This is a genomic window from Frigoribacterium sp. CFBP 13605, from assembly GCF_014839405.1.
Lineage (GTDB): Bacteria > Actinomycetota > Actinomycetes > Actinomycetales > Microbacteriaceae > Frigoribacterium.
Genome location: NZ_JACYNS010000189.1, coordinates 1 through 2,075 on the forward strand (window position 1 = coordinate 1; position 2,075 = coordinate 2,075).

Sequence of the window (2,075 nt, forward strand, 5' to 3'; positions counted from 1 at the left end):
CAGACCTTCAAGACCGACGCCGTCCAGGACGAGATGCTCGTCGGCGTCGCGAAGATCACCGCCGCCACGGAGTAACACCCCCGCCTGCCGACCTCCGGGTCGGCAGGCCTCCGGGTCGTCTCCATGGCGACGCGCCGGCCCTCACCTTTCGTCGAGGGCCGGTCATCCCGGTGGCCCCCCTCGCGCTCCCCTGCGCGAGGGGGTTTCCTCTGCCCTGGCCACGCGGCCGACCGACGAACGGAGCCCCATGGTCCCCACCGCCTCCCCCCTGACTCCCCCGATGCTCCTCGGGCACCTCCCGACGCATCCCCACGCCGCGCCCGTCGAGGTGCACCTGCCCCGCTCGCGGTTCCCCGTGGCGATCAGCTTCGAGTCGTCGGACACGTGGTCGATCGCCGAGCGCTTCGGCGAGCAGCTCGTCAGCCACGGGCGACTGGCCTACCGCGCCGGCGCGTTCGTCGTCCGCAGCGCGGCCGGCACCACCCGTTACGGCCACTCGTGGCAGGCCGCGGTCACCGCCCACCTGCTCCGCCGCGGCTGACCACGGCCGTCGTGATGTTCCGCCCGGGGAGCCCCGGCGGATCACCCGGGTGTTGGCGATCGGATCGGCCCCGTCCGCCCCGGCGGCCGACCATCACCACCCGGTTCAGCCCAACGTCAGCTGCCCGTCGGCCTCGAGCCACTCGAGGCCCTCGACGACGGCCTGGACCGAGGTGTAGCGCGGCGAGTAGCCCAGCAGACGGCGCGCCTTGGCGATGCTCATCGAGTGGCTGCGCGACGCGTGCTGCCAGGACGCGTCCGCGTTCTCGTCGGACGTCTGGTCTCGGAACTCGGCCCACGAGACGAACCGCAGCCGCGCCTCCTGACCGTGGTGCCGAGCGATCGCCTCGGCGAGACCGCGCAGCGTGATCGCCCGCTCGCTGACGACGTGGAAGGCCTCACCGACCACCTGCGAGTGCCGCTCGGCCGCGAGCTGGAACGCCTGCGCGACGTCGTCGGCGTGGACGTGGTGGACGGTCTCGAGCCCGAGGCCCGGCATCGCGATCTCGCGCCCGGCGGCGAGGGCCTCCCAGACGGAGAGGTCGAGGTTGCCGACCGCGTTGATCATCGGCCAACCCGGGCCGGTGATGTGCCCGGGGTGCAGCACGATGCTCTGCACTCCGCCCGGGCGCCGTGACTCGCGGAGCAGCAACTCTTCGATGGCGGCCTTCTGCGTGCCGTACTCGCCGAACGGGGTGCGCTCGTCCTCTTCGGTGATCGGCACCTCACGCGACGGACCGTGCACCCAGACCGTGCCGCAGTGCACCAGCACGGTGCCCGTGCCCTGCAAGGCGTCGACCATCTGCCGCGCCGACGCGACCGTGAAGCAGATCATGTCGATCACGACGTCGGCCCCGAGCCCGGCGATCTCGCCCGCGAACGTGCCGTCGGCGTCGCCCGCCTCGCGGTCGAGCAGGAGGCGCGTCACGCGTGACCACGCCGCGTGCGACCGGTAGGGCTCGGACTCCCCCCGGCTGACGGCGACCACCTCGTGGCCGGCCTCGACGAGTCGCGGGACGAGGAATCCGCCCACGTGGCCGGTGGACCCGATGACGACGATCTTCACGACGCGACCCCCGACACGATCGAGAGGGTCGGGAACGGACGGCGGGGACGAAGGGTGGCAGCTCTGCGCACGGCATCGGAGGACATGGCTCGACGCTACCCGGCGCCCCCGACAGCGGTGTACCCCGCATGGGGGTCACGCGGCGTCCCCTCAAGTGCCCACTGCGCCGTGGCCCCGGATTCTCCAGACTTCCTCTGAGGAGCACGGCGGCTCGTCGGATCATCGGGCACGGCCCGCGACGAGCCATCCGCTCCGCGCGTCCCATCCGGCACGCGCGACCCGACGAGGAGAACCATGACCTTCACCGACCCCCGCGCCCGCGGCACCCGCCGCCGCGTCACGACCGTCTGTCTCGCGGCGTCCCTGACCCTGGGACTCGTCGCCGTGGGCTCCGGCGCCGCCGTCGCCGCGCCTCCCGCGTCCGCGCCCGGTGCACCCGCCGCACCCGGCAAGCCGGGCCCCGCCCCGA

General features: G+C 73.3%; 2 protein-coding genes. One reads left to right on the plus strand and one right to left on the minus strand.

The window, feature by feature from the left end; all coding sequences use genetic code 11:
• Positions 1 to 247: 247 nt before the first annotated feature.
• Positions 248 to 541 carry a hypothetical protein gene (locus tag IFT36_RS15870; protein ID WP_200413646.1) on the plus strand — a complete coding sequence of 98 codons (294 nt, stop codon included), beginning with the start codon at positions 248 to 250 and terminating at the stop codon, positions 539 to 541.
• Positions 542 to 646: 105 nt separating this feature from the next.
• On the opposite strand, the gene IFT36_RS15875 is transcribed toward IFT36_RS15870, so the two are convergent.
• A complete protein-coding gene (locus IFT36_RS15875) occupies positions 647 to 1,606 on the minus strand; it encodes an NAD-dependent epimerase/dehydratase family protein (RefSeq protein ID WP_173152613.1) in 960 nt (319 codons plus the stop codon).
• Positions 1,607 to 2,075: the final 469 nt, after the last annotated feature.

Excerpts from the sequence above, each read along its gene's own strand:
- IFT36_RS15870 (WP_200413646.1), top strand. The coding sequence starts at position 248 with ATGGTCCCCACCGCCTCCCCCCTGACTCCCCCGATGCTCCTCGGGCAC.